Annotated in this window: 16 protein-coding genes; 4 read left to right on the top strand and 12 right to left on the bottom strand. The window is 71.3% G+C overall.

What is annotated here, in order from left to right; translation table 11 throughout:
- Positions 1–46 precede the first annotated feature (46 nt).
- Positions 47–1,225 carry a TDT family transporter gene (locus tag IF655_RS18285; RefSeq protein ID WP_199585891.1) on the top strand — a complete coding sequence of 393 codons (1,179 nt, stop codon included), beginning with the start codon at positions 47–49 and terminating at the stop codon, positions 1,223–1,225.
- On the opposite strand, the gene IF655_RS18290 is transcribed toward IF655_RS18285, so the two are convergent.
- From IF655_RS18290 to IF655_RS18305, 4 genes are all read right to left on the bottom strand, one after another.
- Positions 1,137–1,865: a helical backbone metal receptor gene (locus IF655_RS18290; protein WP_199586117.1), complete on the bottom strand. Its 729-nt coding sequence runs from the start codon at positions 1,863–1,865 to the stop codon at positions 1,137–1,139. The genes IF655_RS18285 and IF655_RS18290 overlap by 89 nt on opposite strands.
- 8 nt (positions 1,866–1,873) lie before the next feature.
- Entirely contained in the window at positions 1,874–2,446 is a 573-nt protein-coding gene (locus IF655_RS18295; protein ID WP_199585892.1) for a helix-turn-helix domain-containing protein, read from the bottom strand.
- Between the two features lie 433 nt (positions 2,447–2,879).
- Complete coding sequence (locus tag IF655_RS18300; protein WP_199585893.1) at positions 2,880–5,495, bottom strand: ABC transporter permease/substrate binding protein; 2,616 nt, start codon at positions 5,493–5,495, stop codon at positions 2,880–2,882.
- Positions 5,488–6,576 carry a glycine betaine/L-proline ABC transporter ATP-binding protein gene (locus IF655_RS18305; protein WP_199585894.1) on the bottom strand — a complete coding sequence of 363 codons (1,089 nt, stop codon included), beginning with the start codon at positions 6,574–6,576 and terminating at the stop codon, positions 5,488–5,490. Before IF655_RS18305 ends, IF655_RS18300 begins: the two co-directional genes overlap by 8 nt.
- A gap of 202 nt (positions 6,577–6,778) precedes the next feature.
- On the opposite strand from IF655_RS18305, the gene IF655_RS18310 reads away from it, so the two are divergent.
- Complete coding sequence (locus IF655_RS18310) at positions 6,779–7,699, top strand: 5'-3' exonuclease (protein WP_199585895.1); 921 nt, start codon at positions 6,779–6,781, stop codon at positions 7,697–7,699.
- A 150-nt stretch (positions 7,700–7,849) separates the two neighbouring features.
- Complete coding sequence (locus tag IF655_RS18315) at positions 7,850–8,698, top strand: siderophore-interacting protein (RefSeq protein ID WP_199585896.1); 849 nt, start codon at positions 7,850–7,852, stop codon at positions 8,696–8,698.
- 33 nt (positions 8,699–8,731) lie between these two features.
- Here the strand turns inward: IF655_RS18315 and IF655_RS18320 are convergent, their stop codons facing one another.
- The gene (locus tag IF655_RS18320) at positions 8,732–9,313 is read right to left on the bottom strand and encodes a GNAT family N-acetyltransferase (RefSeq protein WP_199585897.1); all 582 of its coding nucleotides are present in this window, start codon (positions 9,311–9,313) and stop codon (positions 8,732–8,734) included.
- A gap of 77 nt (positions 9,314–9,390) precedes the next feature.
- On the opposite strand from IF655_RS18320, the gene IF655_RS18325 reads away from it, so the two are divergent.
- On the top strand, positions 9,391–10,347 hold the full coding sequence (locus tag IF655_RS18325) for an RluA family pseudouridine synthase (RefSeq protein WP_199585898.1): 957 nt from the start codon (positions 9,391–9,393) through the stop codon (positions 10,345–10,347).
- Positions 10,348–10,377: 30 nt separating this feature from the next.
- Here the strand turns inward: IF655_RS18325 and IF655_RS18330 are convergent, their stop codons facing one another.
- The 7 genes from IF655_RS18330 to tatC all read right to left on the bottom strand — a co-directional run bounded on the left by IF655_RS18330 (position 10,378) and on the right by tatC (position 19,331).
- Positions 10,378–11,934, bottom strand: coding sequence for a cytochrome P450 (locus tag IF655_RS18330; RefSeq protein WP_199585899.1), 1,557 nt, complete (start codon positions 11,932–11,934; stop codon positions 10,378–10,380).
- Positions 11,935–11,982: 48 nt separating this feature from the next.
- On the bottom strand, positions 11,983–12,615 hold the full coding sequence (locus IF655_RS18335; protein ID WP_199585900.1) for an ATP/GTP-binding protein: 633 nt from the start codon (positions 12,613–12,615) through the stop codon (positions 11,983–11,985).
- A complete protein-coding gene (locus tag IF655_RS18340; protein WP_199585901.1) occupies positions 12,596–13,024 on the bottom strand; it encodes a DUF742 domain-containing protein in 429 nt (142 codons plus the stop codon). The genes IF655_RS18335 and IF655_RS18340 overlap by 20 nt, the downstream gene beginning before the upstream one ends.
- Positions 13,021–13,428 carry a roadblock/LC7 domain-containing protein gene (locus tag IF655_RS18345; RefSeq protein ID WP_018549147.1) on the bottom strand — a complete coding sequence of 136 codons (408 nt, stop codon included), beginning with the start codon at positions 13,426–13,428 and terminating at the stop codon, positions 13,021–13,023. Before IF655_RS18345 ends, IF655_RS18340 begins: the two co-directional genes overlap by 4 nt.
- Entirely contained in the window at positions 13,425–15,059 is a 1,635-nt protein-coding gene (locus IF655_RS18350; RefSeq protein ID WP_242488801.1) for an ATP-binding protein, read from the bottom strand. Before IF655_RS18350 ends, IF655_RS18345 begins: the two co-directional genes overlap by 4 nt.
- Before the next feature lie 322 nt (positions 15,060–15,381).
- Complete coding sequence (locus tag IF655_RS18355) at positions 15,382–18,240, bottom strand: RNA helicase (RefSeq protein ID WP_199585903.1); 2,859 nt, start codon at positions 18,238–18,240, stop codon at positions 15,382–15,384.
- A 143-nt stretch (positions 18,241–18,383) separates the two neighbouring features.
- Positions 18,384–19,331: a twin-arginine translocase subunit TatC gene (tatC, locus tag IF655_RS18360; RefSeq protein ID WP_199585904.1), complete on the bottom strand. Its 948-nt coding sequence runs from the start codon at positions 19,329–19,331 to the stop codon at positions 18,384–18,386.
- Positions 19,332–19,333: the final 2 nt, after the last annotated feature.

The following is a 19,333-nucleotide window of genomic DNA, read 5'->3' on the forward strand; positions in this document are numbered from 1 at the left end:
GACAAGGTCCCTGGTCGGACCGGGTACGGGCGGGGAGGCTGAGGTCATGGTCACCCCTGCCCTCTGTCCGCCCGCCGCCCCCGGCCACCCCGCCGCCGTACGGGTCCCCCGCGTCCGGCACCTCGGCCCGAACTGGTACTCCGCCGTCATGGGCACCGCCGCCCTCGCCGGAGCGGGCGCCGCGCTGCCCGCGCACATACGACCCCCGCAGCCGGTCCTCGCCGCCGTCTGGGCGCTGTCCCTCGTCCTCCTGACCGCGCTCCTCGCCGCCCGCGCCCTGCACTGGACCCACCACCGCGACCAGGCCCGCGCCCACCTCCTCGACCCGGCGACGGCGCCGTTCTACGGCTGTCTGTCGATGGCGCTGCTGGCGGTCGGCGGCGCCGCCCTGACGGCGGGGCGGGGTCTGCTCGGCACGGGAACGGCGGTCGCGCTGGACGCCGTGCTGTTCACGTCGGGTACGGCGGTGGGGCTCGCGGCGGCGGTCGCGGTGCCGTATCTGATGGTCGTACGGCACCGGATCGAGCCGGAGCAGGCCACTCCGGTCTGGCTGCTGCCGCTGGTCGCGCCGATGGTGTCCGCCGCGCTGGGCCCGGCGCTCGTCCCGCATCTGCCGCCGGGGCAGCCGCGCGCGACCCTGCTGCTGGGCTGTTTCGCGCTGTTCGGGCTCAGCCTGCTGGCCACGCTGCTGATGCTGCCGCTGATCCTCGCGCGCCTCCTCCTCGCGGGTCCGCTGCCGCTCGCGCTCACCCCGACCCTGTTCCTGGTGCTCGGCCCGCTGGGGCAGTCCACCACCGCGACCGGCGCCGTCGCGGACCTGGCGCCCGGGGTCGTACCGGAGCCGTACGCGCACGGTCTGACAGTGTTCGCCGTGCTCTACGGCGTGCCGGTGATGGGGTTCGCGCTGCTGTGGCTGGCGTTCGCCGCCGCGCAGGTGGTGCGGGCGCGGCGGCGCGGGATGGGGTTCTCGCTGACGTGGTGGGCGTTCACCTTCCCGGTGGGCACGTGTGTGACGGGCGCGGCGTCGCTCGCCCGGCACACGGGGCTGGCGGCGTACGCGGTGCTCGCGGTCGGGCTGTACGTCCTGCTGCTGGCCGCGTGGACCGCCGCCGCGTCCGGCACGCTGCGCGGTCTGCTCAGCGGACGGCTGCCCGCAGCGCCTCCGCGAGCGCGTCCGGAGCCTCGGCCAGCGAGGGTCCGTACCAGGTCAGGTGCCGTCCGCTGACCAGGGCGCAGGGCAGTGCGGGGAAGGCTTCGGGTCCGTCGTCGGCGGTGAAGCGGTACGGCTCGTCGGGCAGGACGACCAGGTCGGGGGCGGTCGCGCACAGCTCGGGCAGCGGGATGCGGGGGTAGCGCTCGGCGTGACCGGCGTAGGCGTTGCGGATGCCGAGGCGGGCCAGGACGTCACCGGCGAAGGTGTCGCGGCCGAGGACCATCCAGGGGCGGCGCCAGATCGGTACGACAGCGGTGGCCGGGGTTTCCGGCGCGGGGAGCGCGGTCCAGGCGGACTCGGCGTCGTCGAGCCAGCGGGGGCGGGTGCGGGCGCCGCAGACCCTGAGCACGCGGTCCAGTTCGCGGAGAGCCTGCGGGAGGGTGCGCACCTCGGTGACCAGCACCTCCAGGCCCGCGGCGCGCAGGGCGGCGAGGTCGGGGGCGCGGTTCTCCTCCTCGTTGGCGACGACGAGGTCGGGGGCGAGGGCGGTGATCCGTGCGAGGTCGGGGTTCTTGGTGCCGCCGATACGGGTGACGGCCAGGTCGGCGGGGTGGGTGCACCAGTCGGTGGCGCCGACGAGGGCGCCCGGCAGGGTGGTGGCGACCGCCTCCGTGAGGGACGGGACCAGGGAGACCACCCGCGCCGGGGACACCGCCCGCACTAGCGGGACCGGTCCTTGACCGCCTCGATGTGCTCGGCGACGGCGACGACGATCACCCGGGTGTCCGGCACGGTCGCCCGCCAGCGGTGCCGTACCCCGCCGGTCAGGTAGAGGGTGTCGCCCTTGCCGAGGCGGTAGGCACGTCCCTCCGCCTCGATCTCCACGGCGCCGTCGGCGACGTACATCAGCTCGTCGTTGCGGTGGCGGAACTCGCGGCCCGCGTCGTGGTCGCCGGTGAACTCGGAGGCGTGCAGTTGGTGGTGTCCGCGCACCAGGGGGCGCGTGCGCGGCTCGAAGTCGCCGTCCTCGACGTGCTCGGCGCGTACGACGTCGACGCTGCACGCGGGGTCGGCGGCGGCGAGGAGTTCGACGGCGGTGGTGCGCAGCGCGTCGGCCAGCTTCTCCAGGGAGGTGCGGCTCGGGCGGGCCCGGTCGTTCTCCACCTGGCTGAGGAAGGGCACCGACAGGCCGCTGCGCTCCGACACGACCGCGAGGGTGAGTTCGAGGGCGCGGCGACGCCGCCGGACGGCCGCGCCGACCCGCACGGGCTGTCGCTCTTTGTGGTCGCCCATCGCTGCGGCTCCCTCCTTCAGGCGTCGCGCGGCTGCCCGGGTACCCATTCGGCGGCACCCGTGTCCCAAAACGTTGTCCGCAAGGTTGTCTGCACCCTACGCATGTTCGGCAAACCGTTTCGCGCGTCTGTCGCATCGATGTCATACCGGTCATGACCGACGCGACGGTTCACGCCACGGGTCCGGCGGCAGCGCCGTGGGGCCGGTGACCGTCGGTCGGTCGCCCGGCGTCCGGCAGGTCCCTCCTCGCGGGCGCGCCGGACACCCTTGGCGTACCTTTCAATGCCTTCGCCGCCCGTGGTGTTCCCTGGTACGCGCCGTCCGCCCGGCACCTGGGTGCGGTGCCGGGCGGACGGGTGGGGTGCGGCGCTCGGGGCTTCGCCTCGCGCTGTGTGGTTGGCCGGATCCTTGCTGTGCCCGGTCTACCGCGTCGTCACTGCGGGGTCATGCGCCGTACGACGTCCGGGTGCTGCTTCGCCCAGGCGGCGACGGCCTGTTCGGTCTTGCCCTGACCCGCCTTGGTGATCTGCGCCTCCAGGCTGCCCAGCTCACCCTCGCTCATCGTGAAGCCCTTGATCCACTTCGTGAGCTGCGGGTACTGCTCCGGGAACTTCTGGCTGGAGATGGTGCGGATGGTGTTGCCCACGCCGAACGCCTTCTTCGGGTCGGCCAGCTTGGTCAGGTCGTACTCGCTGTACGCCCAGTGCGGCGACCACAGCACCACGGCCACGGGCTCCTTCTTGGCGTAGGACCGCTTCAGCTCGGCCAGCATCGCCGGGGTGGAGCCGTCGACGACCTTGTACTCCTTGTCCAGTCCGTATCCGGGCAGGACCTTGTTCTTGAGCAGGTTCATCTCGCCGGTGCCGGGCTCGATGCCGATGATCTTCCCGTGGAACGTCGAGGACTTGCCCTTGAGGTCGGCCAGGGACTTCACGCCCTTGACGTAGGAGGGCACCGCCACCTCCAGCGAGGTGGGTTTGTACCAGGTGCCGAGGTCCTTGAGCCGGTCCTTGCTCTTGTCCCAGAAGTTCTTCTGGGCGTACGGCAGCCAGGCGTCGAAGTTGACGTCGAGGTCGCCGGAGGCGAGACCGGTGTAGACCGGGCCGACGTCCATCTGCTTGAGGTTCAGCTTGTAGCCGCGCCGCTCCAGGGCGTTCTTCCACAGGTAGGTGACGGCGACGTCCTCGTCCCAGGGGAACCAGGCGACGTTCACGGGGCGCTTGGCCTCGGCGGGCGTGGCGCCGCCCGCGTTCTTCACCGGGGCGAGCTTGTCGACGACGCCGGGGTTCTTCTTCAGCCAGGCGCGGACGGCGTCCTGCTGCTTGCCCTTGCCCGCCTTGTTGATCTCGGCTTCCAGACCGGTGAGCTGCTGCTCGCTCATCTTGAAGTTCTTCAGCCACTTGGCGACGACGGGGTTGTCGGCGGCGAAGCCCTTGCGGCTGAGGGTGTGCACGCCGTCGCCCTTGCCCCAGGCGCCCTTGGGGTCCTTGAGCTTCTTCAGGTCGTAGTCGCTGTACGCCCAGTGCGGGGACCAGAGGGTGACGACGACCGGCTGCTTCTTGGCGTAGGCGCGCTTCAGCTCGGCGAGCATCGCCGGGGTGGAGCTGTCGACGACCTTGTACTCCTTGTCGAGACCGTAGGCGGGCAGGATCTTGGACTTGAGCAGGGCCATCTCTCCGGCGCTGGACTCGATGCCGGTGATCCTGCCGCCGAACTTCGACGCCTGGCCCTTGAGGTCCGCGAGGGAGTCGATGCCCTTCATGTAGGAGGGCACCGCGAGTTCCAGCGAGGTCTGCCCGTACCAGGAGCCGAGGTCGTCGAGCCGTTTGCCGTACTTCTTCCAGTACTGCGCGTGGGTGGTGGGCAGCCAGGAGTCGGTCTCGAAGTCGACGTCGCCCTGGGCGAGGGATGTGTAGAGCGGTCCGGCGTCGAACTGCTTGGCATCGACCTCGTAGCCGCGCTGCTCCAGGATCTCCTTCCAGAGGAAGGTGGAGGCGACGCCCTCGTCCCAGGGGATGTAGCCGATGCTGATCTTCTTGCCCTGGCCGACGTTGTCGGCGTCCGCGGTGGTGGTGGCGGTGTGGCTGCCGCCGAAGATCCCCATGCCGCCCGCGACCAGCGCGAGCACGACGATGCCGATCACGGCGACGGCCGGACGCGGCCGGTAGGAGCGGATGCGCACCCCGCGCACGGCGCGCAGCTTGGCGGCGGCGCGGCGCCCCATCGGGGAGACCTGGGTGCCGAGGGCGCTGGTCATCCGGTCGAGGTAGATGGCGAGGATGACGATGGCGATGCCCGCCTCGGAGCCGAGACCGACGTCGAGCTGGCCGATGGCCTCGTTGACGTCGCCGCCGAGTCCGCCGGTGCCGACCATGCCGGCGATCGCGGCCATGGACAGCCCGAGCATGATCACCTGGTTGACGCCGGCCATCACGGTCGGCAGGGCCAGGGGGAGCTGGACGCGCAGCAGGGTGTCGCGGGGCGTGGTGCCGAACGCGTCGGCCGCCTCGACCAGTTCCTTGTCGACCTGCCGGATGCCCAGCTCGGTCATGCGCACACCGGGGGCGAGCGCGAAGATCAGGGTGGCGACGATTCCGGCGGGGGCTCCGGTGCCGAAGAACAGGATGGCCGGGATGAGGTAGATCATCGCGGGCAGCGTCTGCATGAAGTCGAGGACGGGCCGGATCAGACCGCTGACGCGGTCCGAGCGGGCCGCCCAGACGCCGACGGGCACCGAGACCACCAGGGCGATGATCGTGGCGACGAGCACCAGCGACAGGGTGATCATCGCGTCGTCCCACAGCCCGAGGGAGTCGATGAAGGCGAATCCCACGAAGGTGAGGACTCCGGCGACGGTGCCGCGCAGCCAGAAGGCGACGATCGCGAGGATGCCCGCGAGGATCAGCGGCTGGGGCGCCTGGAGGACGGTGTCGATGCCGTCGTAGGTGCCCTGGAAAACGGTCTTGAAGAAGTCGAACAGCCACGCCATGTGACCGGTGAGCCAGTCGACGATGTCGTTGACCCAGTTGCCGAGCGGGATCCTAGGCATGGGCGGTCACCTTCTTCCCGCCCTGGTCGCGCCGGTTGTCGCAGGGTTCGGGGCTGCCCTCCTCCTCGCCGAGGAACCCGACGAGCCGCTGCCGGGGCACGACCCCGACGAGCCCGCGCGAGCCGTCGACGACGGCCACGGGGTGCGAGAGCCGGGCGCTGATCGCGCACAGGTCGGTGAACGGCGTCTCGGGCGTGGCGGTCTCGCAGGCGCAGTCGGCTTCGTCGCCACGCACGTCGGTGTCCATCACGGCTCCGGCGGTCAGCACCCGGGCGCGGTCGACGTCCTGGGTGAAGGAGGCGACGTAGTCGTCCGCGGGGCGCAGCAGGATGTCCTCGGCGGTGCCGGTCTGGACGACGCGGCCGTCGCGCATGACGGCGATGCGGTCGCCCAGGCGCATGGCTTCGTTGAGGTCGTGGGTGATGAAGACGATGGTCTTGCGCAGCGTCTTCTGCAGTTCCAGCAACTGGTCCTGCATGTCACGGCGGATCAGCGGGTCGAGCGCGCTGAACGACTCGTCCATGAGGAGCAGGTCGGCGTCGGTGGCCAGCGCCCGGGCGAGTCCGACGCGCTGCTGCATGCCGCCGGAGAGTTCGTCGGGCCAGGAGTCCTCCCACCCGGCCAGACCGCACAGCGCGAGAGCCTCGTCGGCGCGGCGTTCGCGCTCGGCGCGGGGCACGCCCTGGACCTCAAGGCCGTAGGCGGCGTTGGCGCGGACGCTGCGGTGCGGGAAGAGCGCGAAGTGCTGGAAGACCATGCTGATCTTGCGTGCGCGCACCTCGCGCATCTGCGCCGCGGTGAGCTGGGTGAGGTCCTGCCCGTCGAAGGAGACATGACCCGAGGTCGGCTCCAGCAGGCCGTTGAGCATCCGCAGCAGCGTGGACTTGCCGGAGCCGGACAGGCCCATGACCACGAAGATCTCCCCCGGCTCGACGGCGAAGGAGGCGTCGATGACGGCGGCGGTGACGCCTTCCGCCCTCAACTCCTCACGGTCGGCGCCCTGTTCGAGCCGTTGCACTGCCTGGTCCGGTTCTGGTCCGAACACCTTGTACAGGTGCTCGGCGGCAAGTCTGGCGGACATGCATACCTCTCGTCTCGGCGGCAAGGTGAGGAGACGAGCGGTCGTTCTGTTGTTTACATGAGCAACTACTCCACTCCGTGGCGGCGCCTGCCCGGACGCCCACATGACAAACGTAAGAGTGATCCAGGTCACATTCGGGGCGACCTCCCCGCTGCCGTCCGGTATGAACCGCGCTGTCGGTGCCGTACGGCATGATGCGAGCGTGACCGGACGACTCATGCTCCTCGACACCGCCTCGCTCTACTTCCGCGCCTACTTCGGCGTGCCGGACTCGGTGCGGGCGCCGGACGGCACGCCGGTGAACGCCGTGCGCGGGCTGCTCGACTTCATCGACCGCCTGGTGAAGGACCACCGCCCCGACCGGCTCGTCGCCTGCATGGACGCCGACTGGCGCCCCGCCTGGCGCGTGGAGCTGATCCCCTCCTACAAGGCGCACCGCGTCGCCGAGGAGCAGCCGGAAGGACCGGACACCGAGGAGGTGCCGGACACCCTCACGCCCCAGGTGCCGGTCATCGAGGAGGTGCTTGACGCGCTCGGCATCGCCCGCGTCGGCGTCCCCGGATACGAAGCCGACGACGTGATCGGCACCTTCACCGCCCGCGCGGACGGCCCGGTCGACATCGTCACCGGCGACCGCGACCTCTACCAACTGGTCGACGACGCCCGCTCCATCCGCGTGCTGTACCCCCTCAAGGGCGTCGGCACCCTCCAGCTCACCGACGAGGCGGTCCTGCGCGAGAAGTACGGCGTCGACGGCCGCGGTTACGCGGACCTGGCGCTGCTGCGCGGCGACCCGAGCGACGGTCTGCCGGGCGCGCCCGGGGTCGGCGAGAAGACGGCCGCCAAGCTGCTCGCGGAGTACGGCGACCTCGCCGGGATCGTCGCGGCCGCCGAGGACCCCGCCTCCCGGCTCACCCCCACCCAGCGCAGGCGGCTGACCGAGGCGCGCGGCTATCTGGAGGTGGCGCCGAAGGTGGTCCGGGTGGCCGGTGACGTGCCACTGCCCGCCGTGGACACCGCGCTTCCGCACACCCCGCGCGACCCGGCGGCACTGGAGGCACTGGCGGCGCGCTGGGGTCTGGGGGGTTCCCTGCAGCGACTCCTGGGCACGCTTGGCGCGTGACCCCGGGAAGAGCGGGGGCGACGGCGCTTTCCAGGGGGACCGACCGGACGGAATGTTCCGGACATAGCCACCCACTCCCCCGCAGGGAGCGTGCTTCACGGACCGGGATGCTAGCTTAGGTAAACCTAACCAAGGCAGCAGGAGGCCGTCATGGCAGAGCGTCCGGGGCGAAAGCCGCGCAAGCTCCACACCGCCCAGGTGGTGCGCACCGAGCGGCTGACCCCGCACACCCAGCGTGTCGTGGTCGGCGGCGACGGCCTCGCCGAGTTCTCCGCCGACACCCACACCGACCACTATGTGAAGCTGCTCTTCGCCCCCGACCCCGGGATCGTCTACCCCGAGCCCTTCGACCTGGACCTCATCCACGCCGAACTCCCGCGCGAGAGCTGGCCGGTGACGCGCACCTACACCGTGCGCGACTGGGACGCCGAACAGCGGCTGCTCACCCTGGACTTCGTCATCCACGGCGACGAGGGCGTGGCCGGACCGTGGGCCCTGCGGGTACGCCCCGGCGACACCCTGCGCTTCATGGGTCCCGGCGGCGCCTACGCCCCCGACCCCACCGCCGACTGGCATCTCATCGCCGGGGACGAGAGCGCGCTGCCCGCCATCGCCCGCGCCCTGGAGGCACTGCCGCCGGGCTCGCGCGCGCACACCTTCGTGGAGGTGTCCGGGCCCGAGGAGGAGCAGAAGATCGACTCCGACGTGGAGGTCGTCTGGCTGCACCGTGGCGACCGCCCGGTGGGCGAGGCGCTGGTGGAAGCCGTCCAGGCACTGGAGTTCCCCGAGGGGCGCCCCCATGTCTTCGTGCACGGCGAGGCGTCCTTCGTGAAGGAGCTGCGCCGGATGCTGCGCGTCGAGCGGCAGCTCCCCCGCGAGGACCTGTCGATCTCCGGCTACTGGCGCCTGGGCCACAACGAGGACGGCTGGCAGGCGTCCAAGCGCGAGTGGAACGCCCGCATCGAGGCCGAGCAGGAGAGCGACGGCACCGCCGCCTGACCCCGCCCCGGCACGCCGACCCGGGGCGGCGGGTCAGCGCTCGTTCACGCGCGCGTGCAGATGCATGTCGTGCCACCCGTCCTGGTGCAGGACGTAGCTGCGCCGGGTGCCTTCCAGGTCGTACCCCGCCTTGGCGGCGACCCGGCAGGACGCCTCGTTGGCCGTGGAGTGCGTGAGTTCCAGGCGGTGGAAGCCGATGTCCTCGAACGCCCAGCGGGTGAGCGCCCCGGTCGCCGTCACCGCGACGCCCCGCCCGCGCGAGCGCGCCACCGTCCAGTAGGCGACCTCCGCGCAACCGTCCTCCAGATGGATCTCGCGCAGCGCGACCCGCCCCACCACCTCGCCGGTGTCCGCCTCCGCCACCGCCCAGGAAGCCCGGCTCTCCTCCGTCCAGTCGTCCAGCCAGCGCTCGATCCAGCCCTCGACCTCGTCCACGGACTCGCTGAACCTGCCGTGCCACTGGCGCTGCGCCGGGTCCTGGAAGGCGGCGTGCACGCCCGGGGCGTCCTCCTTGCGCCAGGGACGCAGCAGCAGACCGTCGGCGGCGGGGATCACGGGCTGGGGAAGACGCGCGAGGGCGCCGGCGGGCAGGACGGGGGGTACGAGAATCGGCATGGACCGCATCCTGCCAACGCCCCGCCCCCGCGCGCACCGCATTTCCGCCCCGCACCGCCCCCGTACCCTGGGACCCGATGAGACGCCGCACCCCGCCCCCGCCCGCCCCGCTCCCCCAGCGCGGGGGAATCGACCCGGTGCGGGTGCGACTGCCCGCCGACGGGGCGTGGTCCACCGTGCGGGAACACCTGGTGGAGCGGCTGACCGGGGCGGGACCCGGGACGATCGCCGCGATGTTCGAGGCCGGGCTGATCGTGGGCGCCGACGGGCAACCGGTGGCGCCGGACGCGCCGTACGTGCCGGGGATGTACGTGTGGTTCCACCGCGAGCATCCGCCGGAGACGCCGGTGCCGTTCGCGGTGGAGGTGGTCCACCGGGACGAGCACATCGTGGTCGCCGACAAACCGCACTTCCTCGCCACCACCCCGCGCGGCAGCCATGTCACCGAGACCGTGCTCGCCCGGCTCCGCCGTGACCTCGACCTGCCCGCGCTGAGCGCCGCGCACCGCCTGGACCGGCTCACCGCCGGACTGGTCCTGTGCACGGTACGGCCCGAGGAACGCGGCGCCTACCAGACGCTGTTCCGCGACCGCCTGGTGCGCAAGGAGTACGAGGCGATCGCGCCGTACGACCCGGAACTCGTCCTGCCCCGGACCGTGCGCAGCCGGATCGTGAAGGAGCGCGGCACGCTGGCCGCGTTCGAGGTGCCGGGCGAACCCAACGCCGAGACGCTGGTGGAGTGCGCCGAGCACCGCGAACGGGACGGACTCGCCCGGTACCGGCTGGTGCCGCGCACCGGGCAGACCCATCAGCTCCGGGTGCATCTGAACGCCCTCGGCATCCCCATCCTCGGCGACCCCCTCTATCCCGAGGTGGCCGAGCCGGAACCGCCCGGTGTCTTCCGGCGCCCGCTGCAACTGCTGGCGCGCGAGCTGGAGTTCACCGACCCGGTGACGGGGGCGCGGCACGCGTTCACCAGCGGGCGCACGCTCCAGGCGTGGTCCTCCTCGGCCGCGTGGGCCGGGGAGGACTGACCGGGTCCGCTCACCCCCGAAGCGGGGACGTCACTCCCCGACCCACCAGCGCATCAGCCGCCGCCACACGCTCTCCCGGCCGGACTCCCCACCCGGGACGCCCGCGCCGACCGGCTCGGGCATCGGCACGGACTCCCACTCCCGCACGCGCACCGGCTCGGCCGCGGACCGTACCGCCTCGGGCGCGGACCGTACCGGTTCCGGGCGCGGTTCGGGCACCGGGGCAGCCGCCCTCGCCGGAGCCGTGACCTGCCACTGTTCGCGCGGGCGCGGGATCGGGGACTGGCTGGGCGGCAGGGAGACGTCCTGCTGGACCTTGGGCTCGAACCGCACCGGCAGCGAGACCAGATGCCGGGAGGCGATGGACGAACGCCAGCGCAGGTCCTCCTCCGGGCAGTCGAGGCGGATGTCCGGCAGCCGGGTCAGCAGGGCGTCCACGCCCACGTCCGCGATGGCACGCCCGATGTCCTGTCCCGGGCACTCGTGCGGGCCGCCGCCGAAGGCGAGATGGGAGCGGTTGCCCTTCATCTGCGCCCGGGGATCGGACCGTACCCGGGGGTCGACATTGCCGGGGGCGGGCGCGAACAGCAGCCCGTCGCCCCGGCGGATGCGCTGACCGCCCAGCTCCGTGTCCTGCTTGGCGTAGTAGCCGAGGACGGTGGAGAACGGCGGCTCGTCCCACAGGGACTGCTCGATCGCCTCCGGCACCGTCATCTGACCGCCGTTGAGCCGGGCGCGGAAACCGGGCTCGGTGAGCACCATGCGCAGGGCGTTGGCGAGCAGGTTGGCGGTGGCCTCGTAGGCGGCGAAGAGGACGAGCCGCAGATGCTCGCGGACCTCGTCGTCGCTCAGCCCCGCCTCATGGGTGACGAGGTGACTGGTGAAGTCGTTCTCGGGGCGCGCGCGGCGGCGCAGGGCGAGTCTGCCGAGCGCCTCCATGACGTAGGCGTGGCTCTGGATGGCGGTCTCGGTGCCCTTGAGCGCGTCGCGGGCCGCCTGCACCATCCGGTCGTTGTACTCCTCGGGCATCCCGAGGATCGCGCACAGCGTGGCCATCGGCAGATGCTCGGCGAACTGCGGGACGAGGTCGGCGTGGCCGCGCTCGCAGAACGCGTTGACCAGACCCTGGGTGTAGCGGCCGATGGTGCGGCGCATCTCGCGGTGGTCGATGGTGGCCATCGCGGAGGTGACCGCGTCGCGCAGCCGCTGGTGCTCGTCGCCCTCGGCGTGCGAGCAGATGGGCTGCCAGGCGATGTGCGGCATCAGCGGGTGGTCGGGCTTGACCTGGCCGTCGAGCAGCGGGGTCCAGATGCGGCTGTCGCGGGTGTACTGCGAGGGGCTGCGCACCAGTTGGAGGTTCTCGGCGTGTCCGAGGACGACCCACATCGGCACGTCCTCGTGCAGGAGGGCGGGGGCGACGGGGCCGTACTGCTCGCGCAGGCACTCGTAGAGGTCGTCGAGGTCCTCGGCGCCGGGTCCGTGGAGCCGGTGGAGGGCGCCGGGTCCGAGGTGGTGGGCGGGGCAGCCGGGGGGCGGTCCCGCGCCGGGGTCGTGGGTGCCCGTCGGGGGGTGGGTTTCAGGCGTCACAGTGTCGCTCCGGGACGGAGGGGAGGCGGGTCGGTGGGCCCGCGCGGGTCAGACGAGGGCTCCGGAGAGCGCCAGCGAGTGCAGGAACCGCATGAGGGTCAGCAGCACGTCCTTGCTGGAGGCGCGGCGTCGTACGTCGCACTCGACGATCGGGATGTCCTCGGCGAGGTCGAGCGCGGTGCGCAGTTCCTCGACGGGGTGCCGGGGCGCGTCCGGGAAGGAGTTGACGGCGACGATGAAGGGCACGCCGCGCTCCTCCAGGCGCCCCATGACGTCGAAGCTGACCTCCAGGCGCCGGGTGTCCACCAGGACGACCGCGCCGAGGGCGCCCTCGAAGAGCCGGTTCCACAGGAACCAGAAGCGCTCCTGGCCCGGGGTGCCGAAGAGGTAGAGCACCAGCTTCTCGGTGATGCCGATGCGGCCGAAGTCCATGGCCACGGTGGTGGCCGTCTTGGTGTCGGAGCCGTAGTTGTCGTCCACGCCGATGCCGGCCTGGGTCATGGTCTCCTCGGTGGTCAGCGGCCGGATGTCGCTGACGGAGCCGACCATGGTGGTCTTGCCGACGCCGAAGCCGCCCACGATCACGATCTTCACGGCGGCCTGCGCCGTGTGCGGGAGCCGGTCCTCGGTGCGCGGTCCGGGGATCGGGGCGCTCCGGGTGTCAGAGCCGTTGAAGTCCATGCATCACCGCTTCGAGGATGGAACGGTCGGGCCTCGCCTGCCGCACGATCGGGGCGCGCACCTGCACCAGTTCGGCCGTGATCAGCTCGGTGATCAGTACGGTCATCGCGCTGAACGGCAGTTTCAGATAGGCCGACAGTTCGGCCACGGACAAGGGGTTGCCGCAGAGCCGGAGCACGGCCGCCTGCTCGGGGGTGCCGGAGCGCGGCGGGGCGGAACGCGCCACGACCAGGGTGACCAGGTCGAGGTGCATCCGTCCGCCGTCGCTGAGCCCGGTCAGGGCGTACAGCCGCTCCGGGTTGCCCGGGCTCTCCTCGCCCTCGGCCGGTGCGGCGGGCGCCGGGGCGGGGAGGGGCGGCGGCGAGGGCGGTTCCTTCGGCGCCCGCCGGGTGCGTCGCGGTGGAGTCATACGGTCTGCCCGTTCCGCCGGGGCGGACTGGTGAGGTGGGCGCCGATCCGGACGACGAGGTCGCGCATCATGCCGCTCATCCGGCCCGGTTCGCACACCACGTCGGCGAGCACCGCGAGATAGGCGTTGTCGCCCGCGGCCATCAGATAGAAGTAGCCGCCGTCGATCTCGATGACGACGAGCTTCATCTCCCCGCTGCTGCCCGGCAGTTCCTGTGCCACCGCGCCCGCGAGGCTCTGAACTCCCGCGCAGGCGGCGGCCATCCGGTCGGCGGCGTCCGGGTCGCCGCCGTAGCGGGCGATGCGCAGTCCGTCCGCGGAGAGGACCACGATCATCTCGATGCCCGGCACGCCGTCGTGCAACTGCTTGAGCATCCAGTCGAAGTTCGCGCGCTGCTGGATCACTTGAGGTCCCCCTCGTCGCCGGCTTCCGTGTCGGCCGAGTCGTTGATCAGGTGCAGATAGGCGGTCGGGTTCCGCGTGAAGTCGGTCGGGTGCACGCCCGGGTTGTCCTTCTTCAGCCCCTCCCAGAAGGCGTCGACCCACAGGCCGGGCTCCCGGTCGAGCAGCTTCTGCCGCTCGGGGTCGATCTCGGGCTCCGGTTCCTGCCGCTGGGACCAGATGGTGGGCCTGCCCTCGGCCTCGGCGCGCTCGATCGCCTCCTGCTCGGCGTACCGCTGGGCGAGCGGGGTCTTCACCCGGCTGCGCCGCTGCGGCAGCCCGCCCGCCGTCCACTCGGTGACCTCCGGGACGTCGTCCTCCAGGGAGACACCGGCGGGGATGCGGGGGCTGGTGGGGCGGCGCTTCTTGGGCGGCCGCTTGGGACCTTCCAGCGCGCCGAGTTCGGGCATGGGCACGGCGGTGGCGCCGATGCCGTGGGCGACGCCCACACCGGGTTCGGTGGTGGTCATGTTGCGCGGCACCATGAGGATGGCGCGGACGCCGCCGTACGCGGAGGCGCGCAGCGAGACGTCCATGTCGAACGAGGTGCACAGCCGGCCGACGACCGCGAGTCCGAGCCGGGGGTTCTCACCGAGGGAGTCGGCGTCGTCCGCGTGCTTGGCGTCGTCGATCATCTTCTCGATGCGGGCGCGGGACTCCTCGCTGAGGCTGACGCCCGCGTCCTCGATCTCGATGACGACACCGCTCTGCACCTCGACGGCGGTGACGTGCACCTTGGCCGTGGGCGGCGAGTAGCGCGTGGCGTTGTCGAGGAGTTCGGCGGCCGCGTGGATGATCGGCTCGACCGAGGTGCCCTTGATGTTGATGTTGACGATCGAACTCAGGTTGATGCGCGGGAACTCCAGGATGCGGGACATCGCACCGCGCAGCACGCTGTACAGCGACACGGGCTTGGGCCACTGACGCCCGGGTCGTCCGCCGCCGATGACGGAGATGGTGTCGGCGAGACGGCCGATCAGCGCGGTGCCGTGGTCGATGCGCAGCAGGTCGTCGAAGACCTCGGGGCTGCGGCCGTGGTCCTCCTCCATCTCCCGCAGTTCCTTGGCCTGTTGGTGCACGATGGCCTGGACGCGGCGGGCGATGGTGACGAACGCGCGCTCGGAGGCGTCACGCATCGAGATCTCGCGGTCCACCGCGCGCAGCGCCGCGTAGAGCAGATCGCGCTGCGAGCGCGGCATGTTGCGCAGTTCGGGGTCGTTGTCGACGACCTTGGGCAGCACTTCCCGGAGCAGGTCGCCGCCGCGCAGCCGGTACACCGCCGTGGGCAGCACATCGGTGGTCAGCCGGTCGAGCTGGGCGTCGTGGGCGGCGACGCGCTGCTCCAAGTAAGCGGTGTGCCGGGCGTGTTCGGCGCGCACCGCCCGCAACTCCCGCCCGCGCCGCACGGCTTCACCGGCCGTGACGAGCACCAGCAGCGTGGCGACGGCACCGCAGCAGGCGACGGCGATCCGGGCGGCGGCCGGCGTCAGGGTGACGGCGGCGGCGGTCACGGCGATCATCAGCAGACCGGGGGGCAACAACACGCGTACGTAAGGACGTTCACGGACACCGGGAGGTTTCTGAACACTCACCATGGATGCCTTCTGGGGCGAATCGTATGTTTGGGTACAGGCACCCGAATTCATCTCAACCGGGTGCGCCGCGGGCGAGCTTAGTCCGACCGGATCATCGCGGTGTCATATTCGGCAAGCACCTGAAATCGCCGCGATACCAGGAGTAACCTCAACCCCATTTACACGCAGGGCAGTTATTCGAACACAGCAAGTAGCGAGGTACGGGCACGCGAAAGGCCAACCACCACATCTCAACCCAGAGAAGGACAGTTGGCCTTTTGCTTTTAGGGGCGCGGGGAACTGCGCGACAAGCCACGTACAACCCGCAGCCGCCCGACGACAGCTACCCCACGGACGAGTAGGCCACCACACCCCGCAGCAACTGATCAACAGCCTTACGCGCGTTCTTGGCCACCGTAGATCCCTCCGAAGGAGCCGGCGCCGCCGCGGAAATCTGCCCCAGCACATCGATCACCTGCTTCGTCCAGCGGACAAAGTCCCCCGCCGGCATCTCCGCCTCCCGCAGCACCTCGTCGAGCCCCTTCCCCGAGGCCCACTGATGGGCGACCCAGGCGAACCCGAGGTCCGGCTCCCGCTGCCCCACACCCTCGGTCTGGCTGATCCGGAAGTCCTCTTCGAGTGCGTCGAGGCGCCCCCAGATCCGCACCATCTCGCCGAGCGCCGCCTTCGCCTGCCCCGCGGGCAGCTTGGGCGCCATCGCGTCGTCGCCGACCCGCGACTCGTAGACCAACGCCGAGACGCACGCGGCGAGTTCGGCGGGGCTGAGCCCCTCCCAGACGCCCTCGCGCAGACACTCGCTGGCGAGCAGGTCGAGTTCGCCGTAGAGCCGCGCGAGGCGCCGCCCGTGCTCGGTGACCTCGTCGCCGCGCAGATAGTCCAGCTCGGTCAGCAGCGCCACGATCCGGTCGAAGGTCCGCGCGATGGTGTTGGTACGGCCCTCGATGCGCCGCTCCAACTGCGAGGTGTCGCGCTGCAGCCGGTGGTAGCGCTCGGCCCAGCGGGCGTGGTCCTCGCGGTCGTCGCAGCCGTGGCAGGGGTGCGCGCGGATCGCCGTGCGCAGCCGGGCGATCTCGCGGTCGTCGGCGGCCTGCGAGCGCTTCTTGCGGGCGCGCTCCGGCGGGATGTGCCCCGCCTTGGTGCGCAGCGCGGAGGCGAGGTCCCGGCGGGACTGCGGGGAGCGCGCGTTGAACGTCTTCGGGATGCGCATCCGGTCCAGCGCCTCCACCGGCACCGGGAAGTCGATGGACGCCAGCCGCTTGACCTGCCGTTCGGCGGTGAGCACCAGCGGGCGGGGTCCGTCGTGCTGGTCGAAGCCGCGGTGCCCGCCGGTCCGCCCGGCGGGCAGACCGGGGTCGAGGACGAGCGCGAGACCCGCGTACTTGCCGGTGGGCACGTGGATGATGTCGCCCGGCTTGAGCTTCTCCAGCGCGACGGCTGCCTCCGCGCGCCGCTGGTTGGCGCCCTGCCGGGCCAGCTCGGTCTCCCGGTCCTTCAGCTCGCGGCGCAGCCCCGCGTACTCGTCGAAGTCGCCGAGGTGACAGGTCATGGAGTCCTTGTAGCCCTCCAGACCCTCCTCGTTGCGCTGCACCTGCCGGGAGATCCCGACGACCGACTTGTCGGCCTGGAACTGCGCGAACGACGTCTCAAGGAGTTCGCGCGAGCGGTGCCGCCCGAACTGCTCGACCAGGTTGACCGCCATGTTGTACGACGGCTTGAAGCTGGAGCGCAGCGGATAGGTGCGGGTGCCCGCGAGCCCGGCCAGGTGCTCCGGGCTCATCCCCCGCTGCCACAGCACCACGGCATGACCCTCGATGTCGATCCCGCGCCGTCCCGCACGCCCGGTGAGCTGGGTGTACTCGCCCGGGGTGATGTCGGCGTGCTGTTCGCCGTTCCACTTGACGAGCTTTTCCAGCACGACCGAGCGGGCGGGCATGTTGATGCCGAGCGCCAGGGTCTCGGTGGCGAACACCGCCTTGACCAGCCCGCGCACGAACAGCTCCTCCACGACCTCCTTGAAGGTCGGCAGCATGCCCGCGTGATGGGCGGCGATGCCCCGCTCCAGACCCTCCAGCCACTCGTAGTAGCCGAGGACGTGCAGGTCCTCCGGCGGGATGTTGGCGGTGCGCTCCTCGACCAGGGCGCGGACCTGCTCCCGCTCCTCCTCGTCGTTGAGCCTCAGTCCCGCGTACAGGCACTGCTGGACGGCTGCCTCGCAGGCGGCGCGGCTGAAGATGAAGGTGATGGCGGGCAGCAGACCCTCGGCGTCGAGGCGCTCGATGACCTCGGGACGGCTCGGCGTCCACACCCGCGAGCGCTGCCTGCGCTCGCGCTCCCGGTCCGCCTCGCGCATGGCACGACCGCGCCTGCGGTCCTGGTACGAGGGGCGGGTGGCCTCCATGCGGGCGAGCCGGGCGAGGTCGGGGTTGACGGCCTTCTTGTGACCCTCGCCCTCCTCGAACAGGTCGTACATCCGCCGTCCGGCGAGCACGTGCTGGAACAGCGGGACGGGGCGGTGCTCGGAGACGATCACCTCGGTGTCGCCGCGCACGGTGTCCAGCCAGTCGCCGAACTCCTCGGCGTTGGACACGGTGGCGGACAGCGAGACCAGCGTGACCGACTCGGGCAGGTGGATGATCACCTCTTCCCAGACGGCGCCCCGGAAGCGGTCGGAGAGGTAGTGCACCTCGTCCATGACCACGTAGCCGAGACCGAGGAGGGTCTGGGAACCGGCGTACAGCATGTTCCGCAGCACCTCGGTCGTCATGACGACGATCGGGGCGTCGGAGTTGACGCTGTTGTCACCGGTGAGGAGTCCGACCTTGTCCGCGCCGTAGCGGCGGCACAGGTCGGCGTACTTCTGGTTCGACAGCGCCTTGATGGGCGTCGTGTAGAAGCACTTCTTGCCCTGCTCCAGGGCGAGGTGGACGGCGAACTCGCCCACGATCGTCTTGCCGGAGCCGGTGGGGGCGGCCACCAGGACGCCCTTGCCGCCCTCCAGCGCCTGGCACGCCTCGATCTGGAAGGGGTCGAGGCCGAAGTCGTACATCTCGCGGAAGTCCGCGAGCGCGGTGGCCTGCTCGGCTGCCCGCACTCGGGACGCCGCGTACCGCTCGGCCGGTGAGAGGTCCTCTGTCATCGTGCTTTCGAGCGTACCGGGCCGCACCGACAACAGGACGATCATTATCCGGAAGTCGGGGGATCCTTGAAGATCCGGAAAGCTCCGGGCTGCCCCGGGACGCCGGATGCCCCCGTCCCAGGTGGGAGGGGGCATCCGGTGACGGCGCGGCGGCGCCCGGCGCACGAGACCGCCCGGCGCGGCGGCGCTCAGGTCACGTCGTCGTAGTCGCCCGACCGCTCCCCGCTCGCCTGCTCAGGCAGCGTGCGCCCGGCGCGGACCGGCTCGACCTCGTCTATGGCCTCGGGGGTGAGGTCCAGCTCGGACGCCTCGTCGTCGTCGGGTCCGGCGGCCAGACGGCGGGCCTTGCGGCGGTCGTTGAGCAGCGAGAGGACGACCGCGCCGAAGTACAGCACCCAGATCGGGGCGGCGAGCGCCAGCATGGTCAGCGGGTCGGTGCTGGGCGTGGCGACGGCGGCGAACACGGTGATGCCGAGGATCATGCCCCGCCACCAGCCGAGCATCCGCTTGCCGGAGAGCACGCCGGTCATGTTGAGCATGACCAGCAGCAGCGGCAGCTCGAAGGAGAGACCGAACACGAGCACCATGCGCATGACGATGTCGAGGAGATCGTCCAGCGGCAGCAGGTTGTCGGCGTTCTGCGGGGTGAAGCCGATCAGGACCTTCGCCGAGGTGGGCAGCACCTTGTAGGCGAAGTAGGCGCCGGCGAAGAACAGCGGGGCGCCGGTGGCGACGAAGCCGAGGGCGTACTTCTTCTCGTGCCGGTGCAGACCGGGCGCGATGAACGCCCAGAGCTGGTACAGCCACACCGGGGAGGCGCCCACGACACCGGCCATGAGGGAGACCTTCAGCGCCAGCGTGAACGGTCCGAGCAGGCCGTTGACCGTGATCCGCGCGCAGGTGTGACCGTCGTGCGCCTTCGCCAGTTCCGCGAAGGACTTGGTGCAGCCGACCGAGTCCATGATCGGCCTGGTGACGACATTGATGATGTCGTTGTAGTAGAAGGCGGCGACGCACGTCACCACGGTGACGGCCAGCAGCGCCTTCGCAAGCCGGTTGCGCAGCTCACGCAGGTGGTCCGCCAGGGGCATCCGCCCCTCGGGGTCCTTCTCCTGCTTGCGGGCAGACTTGAGCAACC

This window comes from Streptomyces sp. DSM 110735, from assembly GCF_016482685.1.
Classification (GTDB): Bacteria; Actinomycetota; Actinomycetes; order Streptomycetales; family Streptomycetaceae; genus Streptomyces.